Below are 24787 nucleotides of genomic sequence, written 5' to 3' on the forward strand. Positions count from 1 at the left end.
CTCCCTTCTGCGATATTATCCTCAAAATCTGTGAAAGTTCACCAAATGGGCACACTTTCACACACTCTAATTATAGCACGAAGACGGAAAAATTACAATAGCGCAGCTCTCGTTATAAAGCACAAAATACTCAGAAAAAAATTATTGAACTTACCGATAGAGGACGAATGTATATTCTTTTTTTGCGGATATAATGGTGTCAATATATGACAGGGCGTTGATAGAAAACGGACGAACGATGTTCGCACCTACGGTGTTTGACTTTGGTCGCAAACTGTTGTATAATAAATATGTATGCGATATTTTCATAGCAAGGAAGTTTAATTCTAATGACAGATTTCAACGATAAATTTTCCGTCCTCCGTGACTTCTTCGGGCACACCCAGTTCCGCAGCGGTCAAGAGGAGATAATAGACAATATTCTTTCGGGGCGTGATTGTCTCGGCGTTATGCCAACGGGCGCAGGCAAATCTATGTGCTATCAGATACCTGCTCTTATGTTTGACGGCATAACTGTGGTTATCTCGCCGCTTATTTCGCTGATGAAAGATCAGGTCAACTCGCTCATTCAATCGGGGGTGAGGGCGGCTTATCTCAACTCATCGCTGACCGCAAGTCAATACGAGACTGCCCTTTCAAACGCCAAGCGTGGAATGTACAAGATAATCTACGCCGCACCCGAAAGGCTTGAGACGGCTTCATTTTTATCCCTTGCGAACTCTGTGAAAATATCTATGGTGGCGGTGGACGAAGCACATTGCGTTTCTCAATGGGGACAGGATTTTCGACCATCATATATGAAGATACCCGAATTTATCGCACGGCTTCCCTATCGCCCTGTGATATCGGCTTTCACGGCGACGGCGACTAAAGAGGTCAAAAACGACATTGCGGCAATGCTGCGGCTCAGAGACCCTTTCACCATAACGACGGGGTTTGATCGAAAAAATCTCTATTTCGGCGTTTCTCACCCTCGTGACAAATATCGTGAGACCCTGCGACTTGTGGAGGAAAACAAGGACGGCTGCGGAATAATTTACTGCTCCACCCGAAAGAACGTTGAGACGGTTTGCGAAAAGCTTTGCGCCGACGGCTACAAGGCTTCACGCTATCACGCAGGACTTTCTGACGAGGAGCGCCGCCGCAATCAGGACGATTTCATTTACGACCGCATACAGGTTATGGTGGCGACAAACGCTTTCGGAATGGGCATTGACAAGTCAAACGTCAGCTATGTTATCCACTACAATATGCCGAAAAATATCGAAAGCTATTACCAAGAGGCAGGCCGTGCAGGTCGTGACGGAAATGACGCACGCTGCGTGCTTTTATACAGCGGTCAGGACGTTGTGACAAACAAATTTCTTATCAACAATTCGGGGGATAATCCCGAACTGGACGATGAGGCGCAGGAAATGATAAAAAAGCGTGATCTTATGCGCTTGAAAAAGATGACAGATTACTGCAACACCACGGGCTGTCTCCGTGAATTTATCCTCAACTATTTTGGCGAGGAGCAGGCGCACCCTTGCGGAAATTGTTCGGGCTGTATAGGCGATTTCGGTGAGTCGGAGGAAGTTGACGTGACGGTGGATTGTCAGAAAATACTTTCCTGCATTTACAGGCTTCACCAGCGTGGGCTTACATTCGGTTCGGGTGTGATATGCCAAGTGCTGAGGGGTTCTGACAGCGAAAAAGTCCGCAATTTCGGGCTTTCGACCCTTTCGACTTACGGCATTATGAGAGGCTCTACGCAAGTTTATATGCGCAGGCTGATACATTATCTTGAAGCGGAAGACTACATAATCTCGGGAGAGTTCAGCGCACTTACCCTCACAAGAAAGTCCGCCGAGATACTCAGCGGCAAAAAAGCTGTTAAAATGCGGTTTCAGAAAGAAAAGCCAAAGGCTGAGCGCAAGACAAAGGTCAATCACGAAGAAGTCACCTCATTCGACAGGGAGCTTTTCGACAGGCTCAAAAATGTGCGCACCCAGCTTGCGACCCAGGCAAATCTGCCGGCTTATATCATTTTTTCCGATGCAACTCTCAGAGATATGTGCATAAAGCTGCCGAAAACACAGATACAGCTTTTGGACGTTTCGGGTATCGGCAAGTCAAAGCAGGAGCGTTACGGGCGATATTTCTTGGCGGAGATAACGAAATATTTGAAAGAAAATCCGCAGGCAGGCGAGTACAAATATATCCCCGAGGGGTATCTTGAAAAGCACGCAAAGGGCGAAAAAGGCAGCGACACAAAGGCGTTCATCATCGCCCACGCTGACGAGCTCACCACCAGCGATGAGGAGTTCACCCTTTCTCAGCTTTGCGACGATATGCTCACTCAGCTTGGTGCGGACGGCGACAGGCGCAGCGTGAAAAAAGCGGTCAAGAAGTGGCTGGTCAACGAAAATTATCTCAGCGAGACCACCAGCGGCGGCAAATCATACCTCGAGACCACCATACTTTCCGCCGAGGCAGGAATAACTGAGCACGAGCGCATTTCTCAGCTTGGCAACAGTTACAAGGCCATACTTTATCCGCCTTCGGCGCAGCAATTTATTTATGAGAATATCAAGGAAATTTTGAGCCAATGACAGCACAAAACAATTTCCACAAAGCAAAAACAACGGACGAACAATGTTCACCCGTTGTTTTTTATTTATCCGTATTAATTTACTTCTTTGTCGTCACGCTCTTAACAGCCGACCAAGCGCCGTAATACTTTACGCCCTTGACCGTTGTGTAGCTTCTGACACGGACGTAATATTTCTTGCTCGCCGAAAGCTTTGAGATGGTTTTGGTGTCGGTCTTGTTGTTCGTTATCGTGATCTTTGATGGGCTTTTGAACGCCGAATTTGTGGCATACTGGACTTCATAGCCTGTGGCAGAGCCTTTTTGCGCCCAGTCAACAAAGAACGCTTTGCTCTTTGCTGTGAGCTTTTGGATCTCCTGCTTGGCTGGATTTATCTTGAAAGTTTTTGTGATAACACCGCCGTATTTGCCCTTGCCTGTGATCTTAACAGTCGCCGTGCCGATAGCCTTGTTTGCGGTGTATGAGACCGTATAATCCGTGCCGTTTTTCAGCGTTTTGCCGCCGAACTTGACTGTGATATTCTGCGTTATGGCTTTGCCTGTGTAGGTCTTGTTGGCGATACCCGAAACTGTGGCTTTGGTGATGTCATTTTCTGCGGTCGTCACCAACTTGGTATCAGACCATTCGCCGTAGTAATTTGCTCCTCCGACTGTTGTGTATGAGCGGACACGGACGTAATAGGTCTTACCTGCTGCGAGGCCGTAAACCGTGGTGGTATCGGGCTTATTTGTGGTGAGCTTTCTCACAAAGCTGCCCACAAAGTTTGCGTTCTGCGAATATTCCAGCTCATAGCCTGTGGCGGAGCCTTTCTGCGCCCAATCGGCGAAAAAGCCTTTATAGCGTGTTTTGAGCTTCTGCATTGTCTGCTTGGCTGGCAGGATATTAAAATTTGCTTGGACTGTCCCCGTATAATTGCCCCTGCCGATGACGCTGACTGTCGCCTTGCCGATGTTGGTATTATTGTTGTAAGATAATGTATAATCCACACCCTTGCGGAGAGTTTTCGAGCCGAACTTTACTGTAACGTCTGGGGTCAATGGGTTGCCTGTGAAAGCTACGCTTTGCGCTGTTGATACGCCCGAAGCGGTGAGCTTTGCTGGGGAAACCGTGACTATGCAGGAGGCTGTTCTGCCGTTTGGAAGGGTGGCGGAAATTCTCGCCGTGCCTTTGCCGACCGCTGTTACAATGCCGTCCTTGACTGCGGCGACGGATGTATTCGAGCTCTTCCAGCTTATGGTCTGCGGTGTATCGGAAACAACGTTTGCCTTTAGGGTGAAGTTTGTGCCGTAGGTAAGCGTTTTTTCTGTGGTATCAAGGGCTATTGTGGAGCTGTCGCAGCTTATTGGATAGGTTTTAAGGTCAGGCAGGGTCGAGAGCGTTACCGCATAGTCGCTGTTGTAGACCTTTTTCCACATACTTTTTTCGGTGTATTTTTCAGAGCTTGATATGCAAAATTCGCCGCTCCAAGTGCCGAAATATGACCAAGCTGTGCCTGCTTCAAAGGCTTTGTCGAGGTCGAAAAGGCAGCCGTTTTCTGTCAGCGCAACTATCTTTCCGCTTGATGAGCATTCGGCGGCCTCAAGGTATTTGGAGCTTTGCGCCGAGTAATCTCTTGTGCCGGGGTAGATATCCTCGCCGATTATGTCGACGTACTCGTCGCCAGGATACCAGCTTTTTGACTGGCCGTTCCACACCCAAATGAGGTTGTCGAGCTTGTATTCGTTTGTGAGTTTGTCATATATTGCCTGCCAAAGTTTTTTATAGGCGGCAGCGCCGTCAGAACCCCACCAGAACCAGCCGCCGCTTGCTTCGTGGAGCGGTCGGAACAGGACAGGCACATCGGCGTCAGAAAGGCGCTTTAGCTGCTTTGCTATGGCGTCAACATCGCTCATAAGTGCGTTATAGGCTTCTTTGTCAGAGCCGTCCATAATTTTGGACAGATCAAACTTTCTGAGATCAACGTTATCGGTATAAAAGCCGCCCCACCAGCGTGGATTGCCGTTTGAATCTTTGCCCGATTTAAGGTACTTGTCGGGGACGTTCCAATGCCAGCAGAATGTTACGATACCGCCAGCTTTTGAAAATTCGATAGCTTTTTCGACAGCGTCCGAAGTATCACCGTTGGCAACACGGCTGGGGGTATAACGCATAAAGTCGAGACCCAGCATCGCAGGGGTCTGACCTGTTGCGGTCTTGATTCCGTTAAATTCCATGCCGTTAAGTCCGCCGTCGCAATACTGACCCGTTATGACTTTTTTGCCGTAAACGTCTGCCATATAGCTGAAAAGGCGCTGAGTGCTTTCGGAAGCGTTTGGGTTCACGAGGGCCTTTGAAACGGCGTAGCTATTGGAAATATCCACCTTTTCAAGGGTCATGTAGTCCAGCGAGAAATAGCCCCAAGACATTGTTATTTTGATGGTGTTCTGACCTTTTTGCAGATAAACACGGCTCACCAGCGAATCTGTGTAGGCGGAGCCATATGCGCTGCTGAATGTGCCCGCACTAGCGCCGTTGACAAGAAGATTGTTGACCTTGTTGCCGCCCTCGCCCTTGCTGTAAAGTCGGATATTATAGTAGCCTGCTTCGGAGACTGTGACCTTCTGCGTCCAAGTGCAGCTTGAATCTGTAAAGCGCACCGATCTTGAGCCCGAGGCGGAGCTATCGCTTTGGATATATGCTGAGCCGCCCAGCGAGCCGTTTTCGGCTTCATATTTTAATGTTTGATCCGCAAAAACGGAAAACTGCGCCGCACCTGTTGCAAGCATTGCTGCGCTGACGGCAGCAGCGGTCATCTTTTTAATACTGAATTTCATATAATAATTCCCTCATCATAAATTTTTGTTTGATCTTACATTTCGCATTTTAATATTTTTGCATATCTTAATTTTAGCACATTTCATTTCCATATTAAACAACTTTTTGAGCCTAATTTTAAGACAATTTATTAAGAAGCACCGCAAAAAGGACACAGCATAACGCTGCGCCCTTCAAAAATTGTATGTTCTATTTCACAGTAAATTCCGCCGCCGTATAAAATTCTTTATCAACCCCCACGTCCTTTATTATCCTGTATTCGCCTTTGTCAAGTCTGGAAGCGAATGTAATATCAAATGTCCTCGTGGAGAGCGGTTTTTGTTCTATTCCTATTGCGGTAAAGGAATCAGACTCGTCCTCACGATACCAAACGCCGTCACGCTTTTGCTCGAGGATATACATTTTGCCATATCCTGCGTTCATATTTGTATTGTTCGTTATCTCAAGGGTCAGGCCTTGATCTGTCACAGAGTCTTCAACGACCTTTATTGTAACGCTGTCGTCATTGGGGTCAACATAATCGGAAGGCAGAGAGAACTTTTTGCCGCAGCCAGCAAGCATTGAAATGCTTATCACCGCTGCACAGGCCATACAACATAGTCTTTTTATCTTTTCCATTGTCATTTTCATTGTATCTCCCCCTTTGTTATATATCCAGAATTAAACCTATCTTATGTAGATATTATACCAAATATTTGTCTGATTGTCAACAGACTTGTGCAGATCTTCCCCAGGTGGCGAAATTTGTTGACATTGGTGCGGATATGTGTTATAATAAGCTTGAAAATTCGGGAGCTGAATGTTTTTCGGCTGAGAAAGGGCGAATGGACGCTCTGACCGCACCTGATTTGGGTAATTCCAGCGAAGGGACTCGTGTTGGCGAGGCTTTATTTTTTTGTGATAACAAGATCGCAATATCCTTTGATCTGCTGCGTATGCCCTATCGGGTATGCGCTTTTTTTGACCGCAGACAGGCGCTTTCCGAAAAATGAAAGGAAGTTATCATATGAAAAACTCAAAAACATTGACCCTTGTTGAGGGCGCAGTTATGGTCGCTCTGGCAACAGTTCTCAGCTTTATCAGAGTGTACAAGCTCCCTTGGGGCGGCTCGATCACCCTGCTTTCAATGCTGCCGATAGCTGTTTTCAGTATTAAGTACGGCGTAAAGAAAGGCCTTGGCGTGGCGTTCGTGTTCTCGCTGGTTCAGCTTATTCAGGGCGCAACGGACGGACTTTTCTCTTGGGGACTGACCCCTGTTATGCTCATCGCCTGCATTTTCTTGGACTATGTCGGCGCATTCACGGTTCTCGGCTTTGCGGGAATGTTCAGAAATAAGGGCGCAGCAGGCTGGCTCGCAGGCACGATAATCGCAGTATTCCTCAGATTTGTCTGCCACTTCCTCAGCGGCGTTATCATTTGGAAGTCCTTCGGACAGCTTTGGGACGGCTTCTCAACCGACAACAGCGTGCTTTACAGCTTCCTCTACAACGGCTCTTATATGCTCCCCGAAATGATCTTCACAGGTATCGGCGCATTCGCACTTTTCAAAGTTCCGCAGACAAGAAAGCTTATCGGACAGAAGTCATAAGGCTCACAAATACATAACAAAACACCGCTGGTGGGAATTATTCGCCAGCGGTGTTTTTATGTGCGATATTCAAATGTTGTCGTGGATTTGGTCTGACAAAACATAGTCGACCAAACGGGCGAACGCAAATTGTTGTGAGCCTTGTCGAACAACAGTTTTCGCCCCTACATATTTACTGCAAAAAAAGCCTCCGTGTGAATTTACGGAGGCTTTTTTATTATTTACTTATCGTCCTCGTCAGAGTCATTCCTCTTTGAGCGGTACATTGACATTGTGGCTGCGGCGATGAGAACTGCCGTGATACCCAATGAGCCAACTGCGCCCGTGTGAGGATTATTGTTTGAAGCGCCTGCAACGCCCTTGTCAGAAGCCTTGCTTGATGAAGCTGCGTCAGTCTTGCTTGAAGCATCGCTGTTTGAAGAGCTTGAGCTGTCTGTGCTGCTGTCAACGTTTGATGAATCTGCTGCTGAGCTGTTGGAATCAACATCGCTGGAGCTTTCAGAGCTGCTTGATGAATCAGGGAGACTTGAATCAACAGGGTCTACTGTTGAAGAATCTGTGTCGCTTGACTCGTCAGGTGAGCTTGAAGTGTCTGGCTGGCTTGAAGATGAATCTACATCGCTGGACTCGTCAGCCTTGCTTGATGAATCAACATCTGAGCTGGAGCTGTCTACTGTGGAGCTTGATGAGTCTACATCGCTTGATGAAGAATCTACGTCGCTGGACTCGTCGGCCTTGCTTGATGAATCTACATCTGAGCTTGAGCTGTCTACTGTGGAGCTTGACGAGTCTACATCGCTTGATGAAGAATCTACGTCGCTGGACTCGTCAGCCTTGCTTGATGAATCGATATCTGAGCTGGAGCTGTCTACTGTGGAGCTTGAAGAGTCTACGTTGCTTGAAGAATCAATATCGCTGGACTCGTCGGCCTTGCTTGATGAATCAACATCTGAGCTTGAAGTGTCAGGTGTGATTGCTGAATCAGGTGCGCTTGATGATGAATCAACGGTTGAGGAATCTGTATCGCTTGATGTATCAACCTCTGAGCTTGAAGTATCTGCAATGCTTGAATCGCTGGAATCGTCGGGAGCAACTGAGCTTGAATCAGCTTCGCTGGAATCTACCGGTTCGATGGCTGCAAGGTAGTTTATGCACTTAGGGAAATCTTCTGTGTATGCAGCGGTCGTATCAGCGGCAACTCTGTATGTTACCTTGCCGTTGTTGTCGATCCTGCAATCATAAACTGTCACGCTGAGCTTATAGCCGTCAGGTGAAGTTGTTTCCTTGAGGTAGTAATGCTTGAAAGCGCCTGCCTCAGTTGGAACTGTGATCTTGCTGTCGTCTGCGAAAGTTACAACGAACTGTTCGCCGTCAGCGACAGGCTTGCCTATGCCGATAACGTCTGTCATAGCGGCATCAGAATAAAGTGTGAATACTGTGGAATTGATAAGAGCGTCCTTTTCAGCCTGTGAAAGGTCTGCATAGCTCTTTCCCTCATAGCTCTTTACGAGCTTTACAGCCTCGGCTGTGATAGGGTCGTTAGGAACGACGAGCTTTGAAAGTCCGCTATCCTTGCCGTCTGTGAAAGTTACGCAGCCTGTTCCGTTTTCGTCAAATGAAACTGTTGCGGCATAGACCTTTGTGTTTGGCTTATAGCCAGCAGGAGCGCTGAGCTCCTTGAAATAATATGTGCCTGCTTCCAGCTGGTCGAAAGTTACAACGCCGTTAACGTCAGATGTGAAGGTGTAAGCCTTACCGTCTCTCATAACAGGTGTTGTGCAAAGTCCGTCTGAATAAAGACCGAATGTTGCGCCTTCGAGTGCAACGTTGGAAGCTGTTACCTTATTGAACTGTACAGAAGCTGTCTTTGGCGCAACAGGTGTCTTGACGTTTACGCATACAGGATAGCCGTCGTTTCCGATAACGTCGCCTGCATTTGAAGCTGCGCCTACGACTGAGTAAACAACATCGCCGTTTGCGTCAACTGCGCACTTGAATACTGTTTCGCTCTTTTCATAGCCCTCCGGAGCGGAGTTTTCCTTGAGGTAATAATTTGCAGCTGCTTCAAGGTCTGCGCCTGCAAATGTTACGACATACTTGCCGTTATCGAGAACAGGGCTTGCCTTTGCGATCTCTGCTGTGCAGTTCTCGTCGGAATAAAGTCCGAAAACTGCTGTTGTCTGATCGCCGTTGCTGCCGTTAGCGTCAACGATTTTTACAAGCTTGATATCCTTGACTGTGATAACAGGCTCAGGGATAGAGGAATCGGGTGTGCTCGATGATGAGTCGATAGTTGAAGAGTCAACGACTGATGATGAATCAGGCTTTGATGACTGCGGAGTTACCGGATTATAAGCACCTGAGAAATGATGCTCACCACTTGCGCTGATATCGCTTGCTGCGATAACGCCGCACCAGTTAGCTGAGCAGGAATAGCTGCCGTATGGAGCGATGATAGTGCCCCAGCCCTCGGCTGCCATATTTACAGAACCTGTAAACTTGCCGTCCTTAGCGGAGGAATCATAGAAGTTGTAATAAATTCTATTGACGTTCATTTTAGCAACGTCCTCGCCGAGAGACATTCCCTGTCCGTCAACTGTGAGCTTGAGGGACTTTCTATCCCAAGAAGTGCCAAGGCCGTTCATATCCACATTGATGATCGCAACGGCTGTGGAATCCTTAGTGAAGTCGATTACAGTATCGTTATTGAGCTTAGAATAGTTATCCTTATTGACAGTAAAAACAACTGCGCCCGACTGAGCTGTAACGTTCAGCTTATTGATATTCTGCCAGGTCTTATTCTGGTCGTCCCATTGGCCGCCGATAGTAATGCCGTCGGTATCGTCCATAGCTGCGAGCTGCTTTGAATACTCGCCGAAGCTATCCTGGAGTGTATCGAGGTCGATATATTTATTCTCAGCAGTATCGGCTCTAACTGTACCGGCAGACTCGACCTTATGGCCGTTAATGAAATTCTGATTGCCCTGTGAAGTTACCTCATACTGTTCGCCGACGATGAGAGTATCCTTCTGATAGCCGAACTTCATACCGTCGCTGAGCTCAGCGAACTCCTTTACATAGCTTGTGGTAGCGCCGTACTCATCACGCATACAAAGCTCAGAGCCAAGACCTGTGATCCTGCTTGTGACAAAGCTCATATGCTGGTGTCCGCCGACCTTGAGGTCGTCAAATGCAATGAAGCCGTATTCCTTCATTACGTTGGTGATGTTGTCCAGTTCAGCCGAGACTTCATACTTGACAGCAGCATTGGCAGTTGTGACCATTGAGCCGACAGCAATGGAAGCGGCAAGAACCGTTGACAGCACCCGCTTGAACAGCGGACGTTTCTTCTTGTTCTTTTCCATACCAAAAATCTCCTTTTCCCATAATTCTATTAATAATAAACATTATTAATAATATAAAATCATTATAATACGCTGTCCCAAATATGTCAATAGAATTTGCATAAAATTACAGTAATAAATTAAATTTTGGCATTTTTCACAATATCGTTATTTCAATTATACTGGATTATACATTTTGACAAAAAGGAAAATAAATTCATAGAGACACAATATTGCCAAACGCATTATGGATTTTATCTTTATTTTACCTATTTTTTATTGATTGAAATAATAAACTGAAATATAATCAGAGTATGAAGTATTGATTTGAAGGAAATAATATTATGGAGGGCTATAAAATGGTAAGAAAGATACTTTGCGTACTGCAATTTTGAAAAGCGACCTTGACTACCTGCTTGCACTCCTCAGATTGGCGGATAGGCTGTACATAAAATAATGCGAGGCAGCCGCAGACCACACTTGTGCGTGGTTTGCGGCTGCTTTTTGTCTATAAATATTTTTAGGTTAATTCTATTGTGCGTCTTACACTACACTATCGTCCAACAAAAAATCGATCAGCTGCTGCAAATATTTATCACGTTTAATTTCCATACAAGCACCTCATTAAAAACTTCCGCCCATACAGGCTCAACCTTTTAATATTATACCATACAATGTACATATGGTTCATCACCGACAAGAGCAAAAAAATGATTTACCTTCCTTGCGGCAGCGGAAAAAAATAAAAATGTTGTGGAAAATAAACCGCCCCCATTCGCTAGAATTTTTGACCTAGCGAATGGGGGCGATTCAAATGTCAATATCATTAAGCAAAAAATCAAGACATAAAAGTAAGCGTAATATGTGAATCGTTTTACAACGTTGTAAAAAAATCAACTGCCACACGCTTTACATATTCCCTGTCATCACCATAAAAGCCGTGACCAGCACCCTTTATAACTTTCAGCTTTGCATTAGGAAAAGTCGTTTTCAATCGCTCGGAATATGATAAAGCAACTAATTCATCACTGTCACCATGGAATATCATCACAGGACTATTATACCGACTAACTCTATCATAAACATCATATCTTGGAACATCATCATAAAATTTCTTTGAAAGCAGCATATCTCCCATAAAGGCAAATGGTTTCGCCATACTTTCAGGATCCTTGGAAAGCCATTGGTCAGGTATGCAGAATGCAGGATATAGCAGTATCATCGCTGCAATACGCTCAGGCATTTCTGCCGCTGTAAGTGCAGCAACAAATCCTCCCTGACTTTCGCCGTAAAGATATATCTGTCTGCTGTCTGATATATCAAGTTCACTCATCATATCTATAACAGCTTTAAGGTCATTTTGTTCGCTGATAATACTCATCTCCGTGGTCTTTCCGTCACTATGCGATCGTGTAGAACCACCACAGTAATCAAAAGTATATGCTAAAAAGCCATTTTCCGCAAAAGTCAAAGCAATATCCGCCATATCATCACCGATACTGTTAAAGCCGTGACTAAGTATCACAGTAGGATATTTCTTCGCCTTAGTATCAGGAATATACAGTTTTCCGAAAATGTTTTTGCCATCTGATACACAATATTTCTCTCGAATATCCACGCTCATAACGCCCCTTTTTATAAATTCTACTCTGCCGCCGTAAACCTTGCCCACTCATATTCTGCTGTAAGCGGAACTGTGCCGTCAAAGGCTTTCAGCCAGCTGTCAACGCCAATGCCGTTCCACGCATTCATCATTATTTTTCCGGGCGTAACGGGCAAATTTTCAGTTGCCTTGTATGCCTCTTTTCCGTCAACATACCAAGTTATGCTGTCCTCTTTCCACTCAAATGCATAAGTGTGAAAATCCTCCGAGGCATCAAATCCAAGATCATACATATATTCGTGATTGCCAACGCCATTTGTGTAGTAATTGAACTGCACCTTTGTTGTGTCCTTGCCAAGAACTTCAACGTCTATTTCGTCCCAAGGGTTATCTTCTGACGGACCTGTGTATGTAAAGAACGATGATACAACGCCGTCATTCTTTATGGCTTTCATCGATACCTCATAAAGTCCATAGCCATAGTTTTCCTTTGAACGGTACTCGCCGCCTCTATATACTTCGGAATCGCCCATGCTGTCAATGATAAGCTGCATTTTTCCGTCATTGAAAGTTACGTTATCTTCGCTCCACGAACAGTTGAACGGAGCACCATTTGACCACCCCGCTGAAATGGAAAAATCACTTGACGCACCCTTGCTGAAATCTGCCTCAACCGTGTATAGAGAATTGCTTTCAGTTTCCGCCTTACTGCTAACATCTTGCAAAGAGCTGCTGTCAGATGAAACACCGCAGCTGCCCATAGACATAACTATCATTGTAATGATCGACATAGCCAAAACTTTTTTCATTTTCATTACCTCCGAATAAATATCAGATTTTTATCTTCTATAAGTATTATAAATCAATAGAAACGATATTTATATCAAAAACGTAATGCAAATATCAAAATACTAATGTGAAGCTATATCTTTGACTTGCTTGTGCTATGCTTGTTCCAGTTTGCACGGAAAAACTGATCTCTATACTGTTTTGGCGTAAGTCCTGTTTGTTTCTTAAAGCAGGCAATAAAATGGCTGTGAGAGCTGAAAGAAAGATAATTGGCTATATCAAGCGGACTATATTCAGAATATCTCAGCATATTTTCAGCCGCCTGTATCCTCTTTGACATAATAAAATCAGATATCTTTACGCCAACTTCCTCTCTGAAAAGCTTTGAAAGATACTGCGGCGTTATGTTCAGTTCATCTGCTATTTGATTCACAGTCACGCCCTTGTAAATATTATCGAAAATGCAATCAAAGCACATAAGTATATGCTTTGAGTAAACGTTCTGTGACACAGCCTTTTTCATTTGCTTTGTATAATAAACGATGACTTCCTTGTGAACAGCCATAACGCTTTCTTCATTACTGCATTCATCACATTTATTGATGTATATATCGCTTATGGTATATGCAGTTTCTGGGTCAAGCCCACCTTCTATACAAAACCTGCACAGCATAGCTATGGTAATGACAAGATGATATTTGACATTTCTGAGGTCATCTTTACTTAGTCTGCCCTTTCCGTTTGTATCCAGTGGTGTATACAAACGTTTGACTGTTTCAAGGTCGCCTGCCCGCACAGCAGAGTAAAATTCCAGTTCCGTTTCATATGGTGAATGATGATAGTCATTTTCCTTTTGCATAAACTGCCGCCTAGACAATTCTCTGTTTATTTCCATAGCTTTCACCGCCTGCTTTTTTAGCTTATTATATCATATTTACAGACGCAAGTAAAGCCGCTTATTTATAGAAAAAGGACGGCAAATCGACCTGCCGCCCAATTTCTGATAAATAGATCTTACTTAGCCTCATTCATTGAAGTCATAGCCTCGTCGATAAGATAATCTATAGCCTTTTCGTTTTCCTGTACGACCTGTGACCAGCTCTTTGACTCCTGTGGGTTCATCGTTCCTCTTATTGCAGTATCGCAGATAGAGTTAAGGTCGGCAGATACGCCCTGTTCAAAGTCAAATACAGGATTCTGTGCAGACAGATCATAGATGGTGTCTCTCATTTCCAGCATTTCATCTGTCCAGCCATAATCGTCCTTATACTGATCGAGGGTTATCTGATGTGCAGCCTCGTCAAGCTCTGCATAACGGCAGCATTCAAGGAAAGCCGCCACGCCCTCAGGGTTTTTGGCGTTTCTTACAATGCTAAAGCCGTGTACTCTTGAAGGGATATACTGTTTATCGCTATCAGCTGAGCAAGGAACCGGAACGAACATTACCTCTCCCTTTGATACATCGCCATAGTTTACAGTTGTGGACGGAGCATTCTCAAGTGCCCACAGTCCGATAGGATAGAAAAGCGTCAGACCTGTTGCCATTCCGCTGCCCTCTGCGTCGCCTCTGAGTTTCCAGTTATTCTCGTGTTTTGGATAAACAACATTGTTCTTTTGCAGTTCATACATCATATTCTGAGCCTTTGCTATCATAGGGTCGGAAATATTATTTACAAGCTTGCCGTCTGTGATACCGATGAGCGGCAATCCTGACGACTGCTGCAAAGCCTTTTCATAATACCAGCCGTCAAGTGCATATTTATCGTTCTCAGAGTCAGTAAAATCGAGGCACATTTCTGTGAAAGTATCCCAGTTCCATTTACCCTCTTTGAAAAGCTCAGCAGGATCGTCATAGCCGTTATCTTCCATTGTCTGCTTGTTGTATACAAAAACATATGCAGGGTCAGTTCTGATAACGCTCACATAGTGCTTGTCGCCAAGCATAAACTGATCTGTCGCACCCTTTATATCTGTCCAAAGAGGCTTTGAAAGATCGATATAATCGTCGATAGGCTCTATCATTGATTTTATCGCACCCTTAGGAAAAACGTCCATATCATCAGCACCGATGAAATCAGGCGAATCATTTGACATTACAAGAGCCGCAAGATCGTCAAACTTAGTGTCCCAAGTGGTCTGCACCCAGTTTATCTTACCATTATACTTTGTCTTGAACAAAGCAAGGTCAGCACCTATCTCTTTGTCCTCTGCCTCAGTAGGATTGATATCCCAATGTGAGAACCATTTTATTTCGTTGCTTTTGAGATCTCTTACATCTGTCATATCATCAGCAAGTCTTTGAACTATCTGCTGCTGATCTTCCTTGAGCTTTTTGTCAACGACCTTGCTTGATGAATCACTTGAACTTCCGCAAGATGCAAATGCTGAAAGCGAGCAAACTGCAAGGGCAAATGTTAAAACTCTTTTTGAATTATTCATAGCCATACCCTCCGAATATTACTTTCTTCTCTTTGCAACGATCACCGCTGTACCGGCAAGAGCGATAACAGCAAGTGTTCCGCCAACAGCCGCACCTGTTTCTGCTGCCTTAGACGTATCGTCAGAAGCCTTTGAAGATGTAGCCGCTGTAACAGAAGCTTTACTTGTGTCCGCATTAGCCTTACTTGTATCTGCCTTAGATGAAGAAACATCGTTATTGGATGTATCTGTCTTTGAGCTTGAAGTATCAGACTTTGATTCTGCCTTTGAAGTATCTGTTTTTGACTCTCCGCCATCAGCAGCTGCAACACCGAAATCAAGCGTCATTGAAAGTGTGCCGCCGTTGAAAGCACCTTCCTTCTCCCAGCCTGCGACCTCAGGGCAAGCTTTCTTTGTTACCTCGCCTGTTTCCTCATTGACCTCGTCAGTTGGTCTGATATGTATTCTTATTCCGCCCTCTGAATCCTCGTCCATTGAAGTGATAGAATTAAGAGAATCAAAAACTGTTGTTGTGCCGTCCTCGGCAACGAACTTTGCGTCAGATATCTTAACGTCCACAGGATAAACACCATCAGGAAGATTAGCCACCATAACGCCCATATCTCCAAGAGTTCCCTTGCCTGACATTGTCTTGTCGGTGATAACTTTGCTTATCTTATATTCAACAGTTATCTTGCCAGCATCATCAATGCCTACCCAATCGCCCTGATTCCAGCTCCAGTCCTGACCCATATAGAAACCCATTGCTCCGATAGAGTAATATGAGTCATTCATTTTTGCGTCCTCCTCTGATGGGTGAACAACATCGCCAAGCTTTGCTGCCGAAACAGATACTGACATCATTGTCGCCGCAAGAACTGCTGCTGAAAGACCTGCTGCTAATTTTTTGAATTTCATAACTTTTTCCTCCGATTTTTCAATAAAAATTTTTTTGCTTAAAGCAATTTATTTTGTTGTTTCTGTATACATTATAACCGTGTAAACGTTTTATTTATATCAAAATCGTAATATAAATATCATAAAAGTGTTTAATATCGAATTTATGAAATAGTATAAAAATATGAAAACAGACCCACTTGATATTCAAGCAGGTCTGTTTATTCGGAAGTTATTATAAGAAAGTGACTATGAATGATTACATCTATATTATATACTTTACTGTAAAATAGTTATATCAATATTCAATTATTTATATCAAATAATTATCGTAAATAGGATTTTATGAGCAAACATCAATTTATGAAACTCGACACAAAAAAACAAGCTCGGCAAACGTGACCGAGCTTGTACAAAAATGGAGTTATATGAAGAAATTATCTATCAAAGATACTTTACCAGCTCATCGAGAACGCTGTCAAGATGTCCGTCAACAAAGCCATAGTCTACGCCCTTGTATGACCAAGCCGCTCTGCCGATAGAACATTTCTCGAAGGCACTGCTTATATCCTTATACCAATTAAGAGTATTTTCAGCTGACGCAAGGTTTATAACGCCGTACTCACCGCAATACATAGGAACATTTCTTTCCTCTGCGACTCTTACAGCCTCGGCAAATCTTCCCATAAAATAATCTGGCGTAAATTTTTCCGTCTTGACTTCCTCGTATGTCTGCATATAATCAAGACCAAGACGCTTTATCTCACTTCTGTATTTTTGGGTGCTGCCCGGATAATCGATCCTGAAATCTCTCGGCATCTCATCTACCCAATACGCAGCCTGATGAGTGAAAAGAAACGGGTCATAGCAATGGAAAGTATAAACTATATGCTCGTCATACGGCTTATCAAGGTCTTTCATTGAATCGATAGAGTTGTTCCAATAGCTGCCCACAATGATGTTTATATCAGCACTGTATTTTCTAATAAGCTTTATAGCATTTTCAGCAATAGTGTTCCACTTTGTGCTGAATTTAGGGTCAGTTACTTCATTGAGAAGTTCAAAAGAAACTCTGTCAGAATATTTGCTAAAACGCTTTGAAAACTCCTCCCAAAGGTCATAGAATTTTTGCTGAAGCTCAGCGTTATCAAAGAATCCGCTTTCAGCCTGAGCCTTGTCAAAGAAAAAGCCCATTGTCTTATGCAGGTCAAGTATCATATTGATACCGCTATTTCCGCACCAATCGATACACTTCTGAACATACTCAAAGCCGCTCTCTATAAAGCCGTTTTCGTCCTGAAAGATATTATAATCCACAGGCACTCTAACGTGGTCGCAAGCCCAGCTCTTTATACGCTTGATATCCTCTTCCGTAATAAAATTATCAAGGTGTTCTTTACTGTAATCGCATTGTGACAGCCAGCCTCCGATATCAACACCGTGCATATAACCATTAAATTTTCTCATATTTTTACCGTCCTTTCTGATTTTTGTTTTATTTACAATCACATTGTAGCACTATATGGTAGAAAATTATATCATGATTTTAATATTCGTGTAAAAATCGTAATGTCATTATGACGTTCTAAATATATTTCACAGTAAATAAAGCAAAAAAATGGCGTGTAATTCTTCACCATAACAAGACCTAATAAAGAAAAGATCGAATTAAACCAGCTGCTTTAATATGATACTATTTCCGCCGTCAATAGTCGCCAAAAACTGGGCGTATCAAAAACGTCAGCAAACAGATGTTTTGATGAAATAGAATACCTGAATGTGAATATTCTTGACACAAAAGGCAGGTCAAGAGCTATCACGATTCCGCCTGATGTAAAGCAGTTGTGGGAACAGATACAGCATATTCTGAGGAGCCCTGTTATCAGAAGATATGCTTTTCCTGATGATATTCATTTAGAAAAAAAAGACCGGCATTACAGATTTGTGTGAGTATTCACTACTGTCAGATAATGATTAATCCCACCTATGGGGTGACAAAAAAAGAGCTGACTGATACAGGTATTAAAAAGCTCAAACAAGTCCGCAGCGGAGAAGACATTGGCTGTGTAGTTCTTGAGATTGGTTATTTCATTGACCGATGAAGAAAAGCAGGACGAAAGAGTAATGATATCTATAAATGAAATGTTGGAGGAATATGTGTGGTAAAAAATGATAATGTGATAGGGGTGTTACATAGGGTTTTTGGATGATTGAGTGTTGCTGAATCATTATGTGGCAGCGGAAAGAAATATAAAAAATGCTGTGGAAAATAAAATATTTTTTATGCAAAGCCGCCGCAGGTCACGAATCTATGTGACCTGCGGCGGCTTATTTTCATATACAAATACAAAACCACACTACGCTCTTTACCCTACTTCGATAACCTCCGAAATTCCAAAGGAGAAACACCATAGGTGTCCGCAAAAACCTTGGCGAATTTTCCTTGGTTTTCATACCCCACCGCACTTGCAATCTCAATGACCTTGAGATTTGTGGTTTCCAGCAGTTCAGCCGCTTTTTCCATTCTCTTCTTTCGGAAGTAGTTCAGATAACTGTCGCCAAGGATACCTTTCACATAGAACTTGAAACTGCTCTCACTCACGCCAAACCTATCAGCTAATTCTTTTGCAGTTATGCGAGTTGTCAGGTCGCTTAGTATCAGCGTTTCAGCCTCCTTGACCATAGCTATCTGTGAGCGTGTGAAATAGGTTTCCGTCTCGCTTTCTGCGGGCATTGACATTATTTCATGCAAAAGGCGGACAGCCAAATATCGCAGCGTTCCTATCTCAATATCGTCCTTTCCGTCCCAAGCGTCTTTCACAAGTGTACGGAGTGTGTCATTCATCTGATGAAGATACAGCCCGTCCTTTTCGCAGAATATTTCTACTATCTGTTCCAATGAAATGCCCAACGCCGAGAGAAAATCCTGCCCGTTTTCATCATGCAAAATATCAAGGTCTAGATAGAGCTGTATCCCCTCGTACAGACTTCTGGGGTAGTAAAAGTCCTTTGTAGGCATTACTGTACTTATGCAGACTTGATTTTCCTTAACAATGGCATACCGATTCTTGGCGAGAGAAACATCACATCGACCGTGAATACAAAAATTGACTATCAGCATTCGTTCTCCAAAGATCGAGCTGTCTCCTTTTTCCCAGCTGCTTGTGTATATCTCGTTGAACGAAAGCCGAATACCAGGTGCCAATGTGTAAAGAACCAACTGCCCCTCGGCTCCCTTATGAAATATTGATTTTTGACTTAGAATTTCCATAATACTATTATAACATCAACAAATAAAATTCGCAAGAAGTGCCGATCAATTCACTGCTAAACGGGCTTAAATTCAGCAAATGGATTTTACAGTATTCATATTTTGTGGTACATTATTATGCAGTTATAGTTTACTAACCACATAATAATGAAATTGGAGGAAGTAATATGAATGCGATCGCACTTTCCGATGCAACGCCTGGCAGCAGGTATTGCATTTGTGAGATAAAAGAAGAAAACCGCTTAGTCAACCGACTGTCCTCGATGGGTCTGCTCTGCGGAAGTACCATTGAGGTGTGTCAGAATCATAAGAAACAGCCTGTTCTGATCTTTGCAAGAGATACACTTGTTGCGATCGGTCGGGAAGAAAGTAAAAAAATCATGGTGGGAGGTGCTGACAAATGAGTCATTGTGAAAACTGTCCGTCAAACAAGAACTGCAAGTACCACGGCAGCAGTCAGCTTTATAAAAAGGACGGCGACACTCCCGTTATCGCCCTGCTTGGTCAGCCAAACTCAGGCAAGTCCACTATTTTTAATATGATGACCGGCTCTCATCAACACGTCGGCAACTGGCCCGGCAAGACGATCGACCAAAAAGAGGGCGAATGTAAATGGAACGGCAAGCGTTTGATAATCGCAGACCTTCCAGGCAGCTACTCTCTTTCCGCAGGCTCAGATGAGGAAGTCATCACACGGGATTATATCGCCGCAGGAAACGCTGACCTTGTGGTAGTTATGGCTGACGCCTCACAGTTAAAACGCAGCCTTTATATGCTGGCGGATTTTGTTGGAATGAAAGTTCCTGCCATTCTTGTCCTAAATATGATGGATGTAGCCAAAGGACAGGGCATTGCCATTGATACAGCCGCACTTTCGGAAAAGCTGGGCGTTCCTGTTGTTCCAATGTCTGCCATACGCAAAAAGGATTATCATGTACTTTACGAGAGCATTGAAACTGCCCTGACGAAGAAACCTATCATCGAGAGAGAAACAATGACTACCGCCAAGGAGAAAATGGCTTACATTGATGCTCTGCTAAATGGAGTTATTACAGCGGATAAGGACGCCCATAGTGCCTTCAGCAAATTCGATAGGATAGCACTTTCGCCCGTTCGTGGAAAGCTAATGGCTTTCGGCATTATCTTGGTGATCTTCCTTTTGGCAATGATATTCTCTGGTATCATTTCAGGCATTGCGGCGGCAGCGTTGACACCCCTAAGCGGCGTATTGCGCAGCGGAATGAAAGCAATTTCAGTACACCCATTGCTCATTTCTCTTATCTGCGACGTGCTTATCAATGTGCTGTATTTTGCACTAATGATGGCGTCATTCGTACTTGGCATTACGCTGGGATTCAATCTTATGGAGGAGACAGGCTACCTTGCCCGTATATCATTCCTGTTCGACAATACAATGTCAAAAGTCGGATTACAGGGAAAAACGATTATGCCATTCTTTATGGGTCTTGGTTGTACCATTGCAGGCACTACCGGTACTCGTGTGGTGGATAACTGGGGACAGCGAGTGCTTGCTATCGCTATGAGCTGGGCAGTTCCTTGTGCGGCGACCCTTTCCGTTGTACCAACTATCGCCATTGCATTGTTCGGCAGTACAGGCGGATTTCTCGTAATGGTGTCGATATTCCTATTTATGTTCCTTATGATGTGGGTGGTCTACAAGGTGTTCGGCAATTCCCTTGCACCAAAGGAGGAACGAGTTGGACTAATTATGGAGTTGCCGCCATATCATAAGCCTGCGATAAAAAATACGCTGTATGTGACGTTCCAACGCACTTTGGATATTTTCCTTCGTGCACTCAGGATAATATCCCTTGTATCTATCGTATTCTTCGTGCTGACCTACGGTTTCGGCGGCAATGCAGAAAACAGCATACTTTACAAGCTTGGCGTTTTGATAGAGCCTGTGACAAAGTTCGTCGGAATGAAATGGGAAGCGTTCCTTGCGTTCTGTGCCTCAGCAATTTCAAAAGAATCTCTGCTTGGCGTACTGAACACCATCTACGGTGCTGGCGGCAGTTTGGTAAGCTCCACTTTCGGTGCAAAGGTATCAGGAACTGCTGCGGCAAGTATCTCGGATATCCTCTCCGCCAACTTTACCAAAGCAGAAGGTCTGGCATTCATCTTCGCAATAAGTTTCAATATGCCTTGTATCAGTGCCTTGGCAGCAACTGCAAGAGAGACGCACTCTGCAAAATGGACCGCCAAGATAGGTGTATTCTACACGCTTGCGGCATTGCTTATCGCTTGTGTTGTTTATCATATTGGAGTGTTGATTTTTTGAGTAGTGAAAGTGTGGGTTTGCAGTTTACGTTATACTTTTAAAGAAAAAGTTGACATCTATTGATGAACTGCGTTTTATTTTTACTTCGCCGACTTTTACTAATGAAAAGGCTAAAAAAGAAAAGCGTGAGTTCTATATTCCTAGGCTAAATCGTGAACGCAGCCTCTATGGAACAGAATTTGAAATAAAACTTAGAAATGAACTTACCCAAAGAGCTATCGCTAAAGAATGTGCAGATTGGATAAAGAAAAAAGTAACGTTTAAATCAAATATAACAAATGACAATATGGCAGGATTCATAAATGTTGACGATACAACATATATGCCAGTCAATGGATTTACAACAGTTGACCTTGGTTGTGAACGTGGGAACAATGCCTATTTAATGATAAATAAGTTTGAAACTCCATTCAGCTCATCGTATATCGACCTGTTTGACGAACTATGGAATGATAAAACCCGTTTGCAAGATGTTACTGATGAGGTAATTGACAATATAACAACTGCCTACACCGAAAACTCCCCTGACTTCATTTATTTTGTTACACTCTACAACATCTTCAATGAATTTCTTGAAGATATCTCTGAAGATGTTCTGCCTAATGAAGCTACTGGTTTTAAAGAAAGCAAGATATGGGGTATGTTATATAACTTTCAGAAAGACGCCGTTCTTGCTATTATAAATAAGCTTGAAAAATATAATGGCTGTATCCTTGCTGACAGCGTAGGCCTCGGAAAAACTTTTACCGCATTAGCTGTGATAAAATACTATGAAAGCAGAAACAAAACCATTCTCGTTTTGTGTCCTAAAAAGCTCGCAAATAACTGGAACACCTATAAAGATAACTATGTCAATAATCCCATAGCGTCTGACCGCTTGAACTATGACGTTCTATATCATACTGATCTGAGCCGAACATCAGGAGAATCTAATGGCATAGACCTAGGTCGTTTAAATTGGGGAAACTATGATCTTGTGGTCATTGATGAATCACATAATTTTCGAAATGGCGGAAAAATTGTTGATGACGATGACGGTGACAGCAAGCTTAATCGTTATGCGATATTAATGAAAAAGGTCATTCAGTCAGGAGTTAGAACCAAAGTGCTTATGCTATCAGCAACGCCTGTTAATAACAAATTTCTTGATTTAAAAAATCAACTTGCCCTTGCTTATGAAGGTCATACCGATTACATTGATGAAAAAACTAAACACCAAACGTTCTATTGACGACATATTTAAGAATGCCCAAAAAGCGTTCAACATATGGAGCAAGTGGGATCCGTCCGAAAGAACAACTGAAAACCTGCTGAAAATGCTTGATTTTGATTTCTTTGAAGTTCTTGATAGCGTCACTATTGCAAGATCAAGAAAACACATTCAGAAGTTCTATGACACAAGTGCAATAGGTACATTTCCACAAAGGCTTAAACCTATTTCGCTGCAGCCAAACCTTACTGATATAAAATCAGCAATAAATTATAATGAAATATTTGAGCAGCTTATGCAGCTTTCCTTGACGATATACACGCCGTCACATTATATCCAGCCTAGTAAAATGAGCAAATATTCCGAACTCTACGGAGACAACAAGGTAAATGTAGGTTTCACACAGGCTAATCGTGAACAAGGAATACGCAGGCTTACCGCTATCAATCTTATGAAACGTATGGAGAGTTCTGTTTATTCATTCAATCTTACTCTAAAACGAATAAAAGAACTTATAACCAATACTATCAGCACCATTAATAAATTTGATAAACACACAAGTTCTGTACTAAATATAACGGATATCTCTTGTGCTGACGATTTTGACTTGGAAGACCAGAATAATGACGAGTTGTTCTCCTTTGGACGAAAAGTTAAGATCGATCTTGCTGATATGGAGCGGCTTGAATGGAAAGAAAGTCTTGAAAAAGACGCTGAAATACTTGATCTGCTCACATATATGGTAGGCGATATAACAGCCGAGCACGATTCAAAACTACAGGAACTTTACAAAGTTATAGATGATAAAATAACAAACCCTATAAACGAGGGGAACAAAAAAATTATAATATTCACTGCCTTTGCAGATACAGCTGACTATCTCTATGAAAATGTCAGCAATTATGTAAAAGAGAAATTTGGACTTAACGCCGCAATAGTCACAGGCACCGTTGACGGTCGCACCACCGCAAGTCTTAAAAGGACAGATCTTAATACTGTACTCACCTGCTTTTCTCCTGTTTCAAAGGACAGAGATCTCTTTGAAAATATGCCGAAAACAGATATTGATATTCTCATAGCTACTGATTGTATTTCCGAGGGTCAGAATTTACAGGATTGCGATTACCTTGTCAATTATGATATACATTGGAATCCGGTGCGTATTATACAGCGTTTTGGACGTATAGACCGTATCGGCAGCAAAAACAAAGTTATCCAGCTCGTAAACTTCTGGCCTAATGTCACTCTTGATGAATACATAAACCTCAAATCCAAGGTCGAAACGAGAATGAAGATCGTTGACATGACCGCCACGGGTGATGATAGTATACTCAGCGAGGAAGAAAAAACAGACCTTGAATATCGTAAAGCACAGCTCAAAAAGCTCAAAGAAGAAGTTGTTGATATCGAGGATATGTCAAGCGGAATCTCCATAATGGATCTTGGACTTAATGAATTTAGGCTTGATCTTCTTGAATATGTTAAACATCACCCTGAGATAGAAAAGGCCCCGTTCGGGCTCGACTCAGTTGTGCCTGCGTCAGAGGACGCACCTCCCGGGGTTATCTTCGTATTGAAAAATCGCTCTGACAGCGTAAATATTGATAATCAGAACAGACTTCACCCATTTTATATGGTTTACATAGGTGACAACGGCAACGTTGTATGCGATCATCTTTCGCCAAAAGCAATACTTGATAAAATGCGTTTCTTGTGCAATGGAAAGTCTGAGCCTATACCACAAGTGTATAAAAAATTCAACAAAGAAACTAAAGACGGAAAAGATATGTCAAAATTCTCTGACCTGCTTGGCAAAGCGATAGCCTCTATTATCGAGGTCAAAGAAGAAAGCGATATCGACAGCTTTCTTGGCGTTGGACAAGTAAGCTTTTTGTCCAACGAGATAAAAGGTCTTGACGATTTTGAGCTTATCTGTTTCCTTGTTATCAGATGAGGTG

At 43.2% G+C, this 24787-nt stretch carries 17 protein-coding genes and 1 riboswitch; of the genes, 7 read left to right on the plus strand and 10 right to left on the minus strand.

The window, feature by feature from the left end; all coding sequences use genetic code 11:
* Window positions 1-329: 329 nt before the first annotated feature.
* Window positions 330-2594, plus strand: a complete 2265-nt coding sequence (recQ, locus tag QZ371_RS07900; protein ID WP_295211491.1) for a DNA helicase RecQ — start codon at window positions 330-332, stop codon at window positions 2592-2594.
* 79 nt (window positions 2595-2673) lie between these two features.
* Here the strand turns inward: recQ and QZ371_RS07905 are convergent, their stop codons facing one another.
* Entirely contained in the window at window positions 2674-5406 is a 2733-nt protein-coding gene (locus tag QZ371_RS07905; protein ID WP_295211494.1) for a glycosyl hydrolase, read from the minus strand.
* 190 nt (window positions 5407-5596) lie between these two features.
* Window positions 5597-6037, minus strand: coding sequence for an immunoglobulin-like domain-containing protein (locus QZ371_RS07910; RefSeq protein ID WP_295211495.1), 441 nt, complete (start codon window positions 6035-6037; stop codon window positions 5597-5599).
* Window positions 6038-6185: 148 nt separating this feature from the next.
* A riboswitch (TPP riboswitch) is annotated at window positions 6186-6294 on the plus strand.
* A 119-nt stretch (window positions 6295-6413) separates the two neighbouring features.
* Here QZ371_RS07910 and QZ371_RS07915 point away from each other — a divergent pair.
* Entirely contained in the window at window positions 6414-6995 is a 582-nt protein-coding gene (locus QZ371_RS07915; protein ID WP_295211497.1) for an energy-coupled thiamine transporter ThiT, read from the plus strand.
* Between the two features lie 221 nt (window positions 6996-7216).
* On the opposite strand, the gene QZ371_RS07920 is transcribed toward QZ371_RS07915, so the two are convergent.
* From QZ371_RS07920 to QZ371_RS07950, 7 genes are all read right to left on the minus strand, one after another.
* The gene (locus QZ371_RS07920; RefSeq protein WP_295211498.1) at window positions 7217-10360 is read right to left on the minus strand and encodes a prealbumin-like fold domain-containing protein; all 3144 of its coding nucleotides are present in this window, start codon (window positions 10358-10360) and stop codon (window positions 7217-7219) included.
* Window positions 10361-11213: 853 nt separating this feature from the next.
* Window positions 11214-12011 (minus strand): alpha/beta fold hydrolase, encoded by a 798-nt coding sequence (locus QZ371_RS07925; protein WP_295211499.1) that lies wholly within the window; start codon window positions 12009-12011, stop codon window positions 11214-11216.
* Window positions 11984-12751: a glycoside hydrolase family 16 protein gene (locus QZ371_RS07930; protein WP_295211502.1), complete on the minus strand. Its 768-nt coding sequence runs from the start codon at window positions 12749-12751 to the stop codon at window positions 11984-11986. The genes QZ371_RS07925 and QZ371_RS07930 overlap by 28 nt, the downstream gene beginning before the upstream one ends.
* 113 nt (window positions 12752-12864) lie before the next feature.
* The gene (locus tag QZ371_RS07935; RefSeq protein ID WP_295211503.1) at window positions 12865-13626 is read right to left on the minus strand and encodes a helix-turn-helix domain-containing protein; all 762 of its coding nucleotides are present in this window, start codon (window positions 13624-13626) and stop codon (window positions 12865-12867) included.
* 119 nt (window positions 13627-13745) lie between these two features.
* Window positions 13746-15170: an extracellular solute-binding protein gene (locus QZ371_RS07940; protein WP_295211505.1), complete on the minus strand. Its 1425-nt coding sequence runs from the start codon at window positions 15168-15170 to the stop codon at window positions 13746-13748.
* Window positions 15171-15188: 18 nt separating this feature from the next.
* The gene (locus QZ371_RS07945) at window positions 15189-16067 is read right to left on the minus strand and encodes a hypothetical protein (RefSeq protein WP_295211507.1); all 879 of its coding nucleotides are present in this window, start codon (window positions 16065-16067) and stop codon (window positions 15189-15191) included.
* Window positions 16068-16490: 423 nt separating this feature from the next.
* Window positions 16491-17513 carry a cellulase family glycosylhydrolase gene (locus tag QZ371_RS07950; protein WP_295211509.1) on the minus strand — a complete coding sequence of 341 codons (1023 nt, stop codon included), beginning with the start codon at window positions 17511-17513 and terminating at the stop codon, window positions 16491-16493.
* Window positions 17514-18256: 743 nt separating this feature from the next.
* Here QZ371_RS07950 and QZ371_RS11575 point away from each other — a divergent pair.
* On the plus strand, window positions 18257-18319 hold the full coding sequence (locus tag QZ371_RS11575) for an SEC-C metal-binding domain-containing protein (RefSeq protein ID WP_366558719.1): 63 nt from the start codon (window positions 18257-18259) through the stop codon (window positions 18317-18319).
* Window positions 18320-18417: 98 nt separating this feature from the next.
* Here the strand turns inward: QZ371_RS11575 and QZ371_RS07955 are convergent, their stop codons facing one another.
* Window positions 18418-19266 (minus strand): AraC family transcriptional regulator, encoded by an 849-nt coding sequence (locus QZ371_RS07955; protein WP_295211512.1) that lies wholly within the window; start codon window positions 19264-19266, stop codon window positions 18418-18420.
* 218 nt (window positions 19267-19484) lie between these two features.
* Here QZ371_RS07955 and QZ371_RS07960 point away from each other — a divergent pair, with 218 nt between their 5' ends.
* Genes QZ371_RS07960 through QZ371_RS11585 form a run of 4 tightly spaced genes read left to right on the plus strand, consistent with a single transcriptional unit; the run spans window position 19485 to window position 24783 of the window.
* Complete coding sequence (locus QZ371_RS07960) at window positions 19485-19721, plus strand: FeoA family protein (RefSeq protein WP_294408510.1); 237 nt, start codon at window positions 19485-19487, stop codon at window positions 19719-19721.
* Window positions 19718-21619, plus strand: a complete 1902-nt coding sequence (locus tag QZ371_RS07965; protein WP_295211516.1) for a ferrous iron transporter B — start codon at window positions 19718-19720, stop codon at window positions 21617-21619. The genes QZ371_RS07960 and QZ371_RS07965 overlap by 4 nt, the downstream gene beginning before the upstream one ends.
* Before the next feature lie 49 nt (window positions 21620-21668).
* Window positions 21669-22850 carry an SNF2-related protein gene (locus QZ371_RS11580; protein WP_366558718.1) on the plus strand — a complete coding sequence of 394 codons (1182 nt, stop codon included), beginning with the start codon at window positions 21669-21671 and terminating at the stop codon, window positions 22848-22850.
* Window positions 22819-24783: a helicase-related protein gene (locus tag QZ371_RS11585; RefSeq protein WP_366558720.1), complete on the plus strand. Its 1965-nt coding sequence runs from the start codon at window positions 22819-22821 to the stop codon at window positions 24781-24783. Before QZ371_RS11580 ends, QZ371_RS11585 begins: the two co-directional genes overlap by 32 nt.
* Window positions 24784-24787: the final 4 nt, after the last annotated feature.

Origin of the sequence: Ruminococcus sp. (assembly GCF_019423705.1) — a bacterium.
In the GTDB taxonomy this organism is placed as follows: Bacteria; Bacillota; Clostridia; order Oscillospirales; family Ruminococcaceae; genus Hominimerdicola.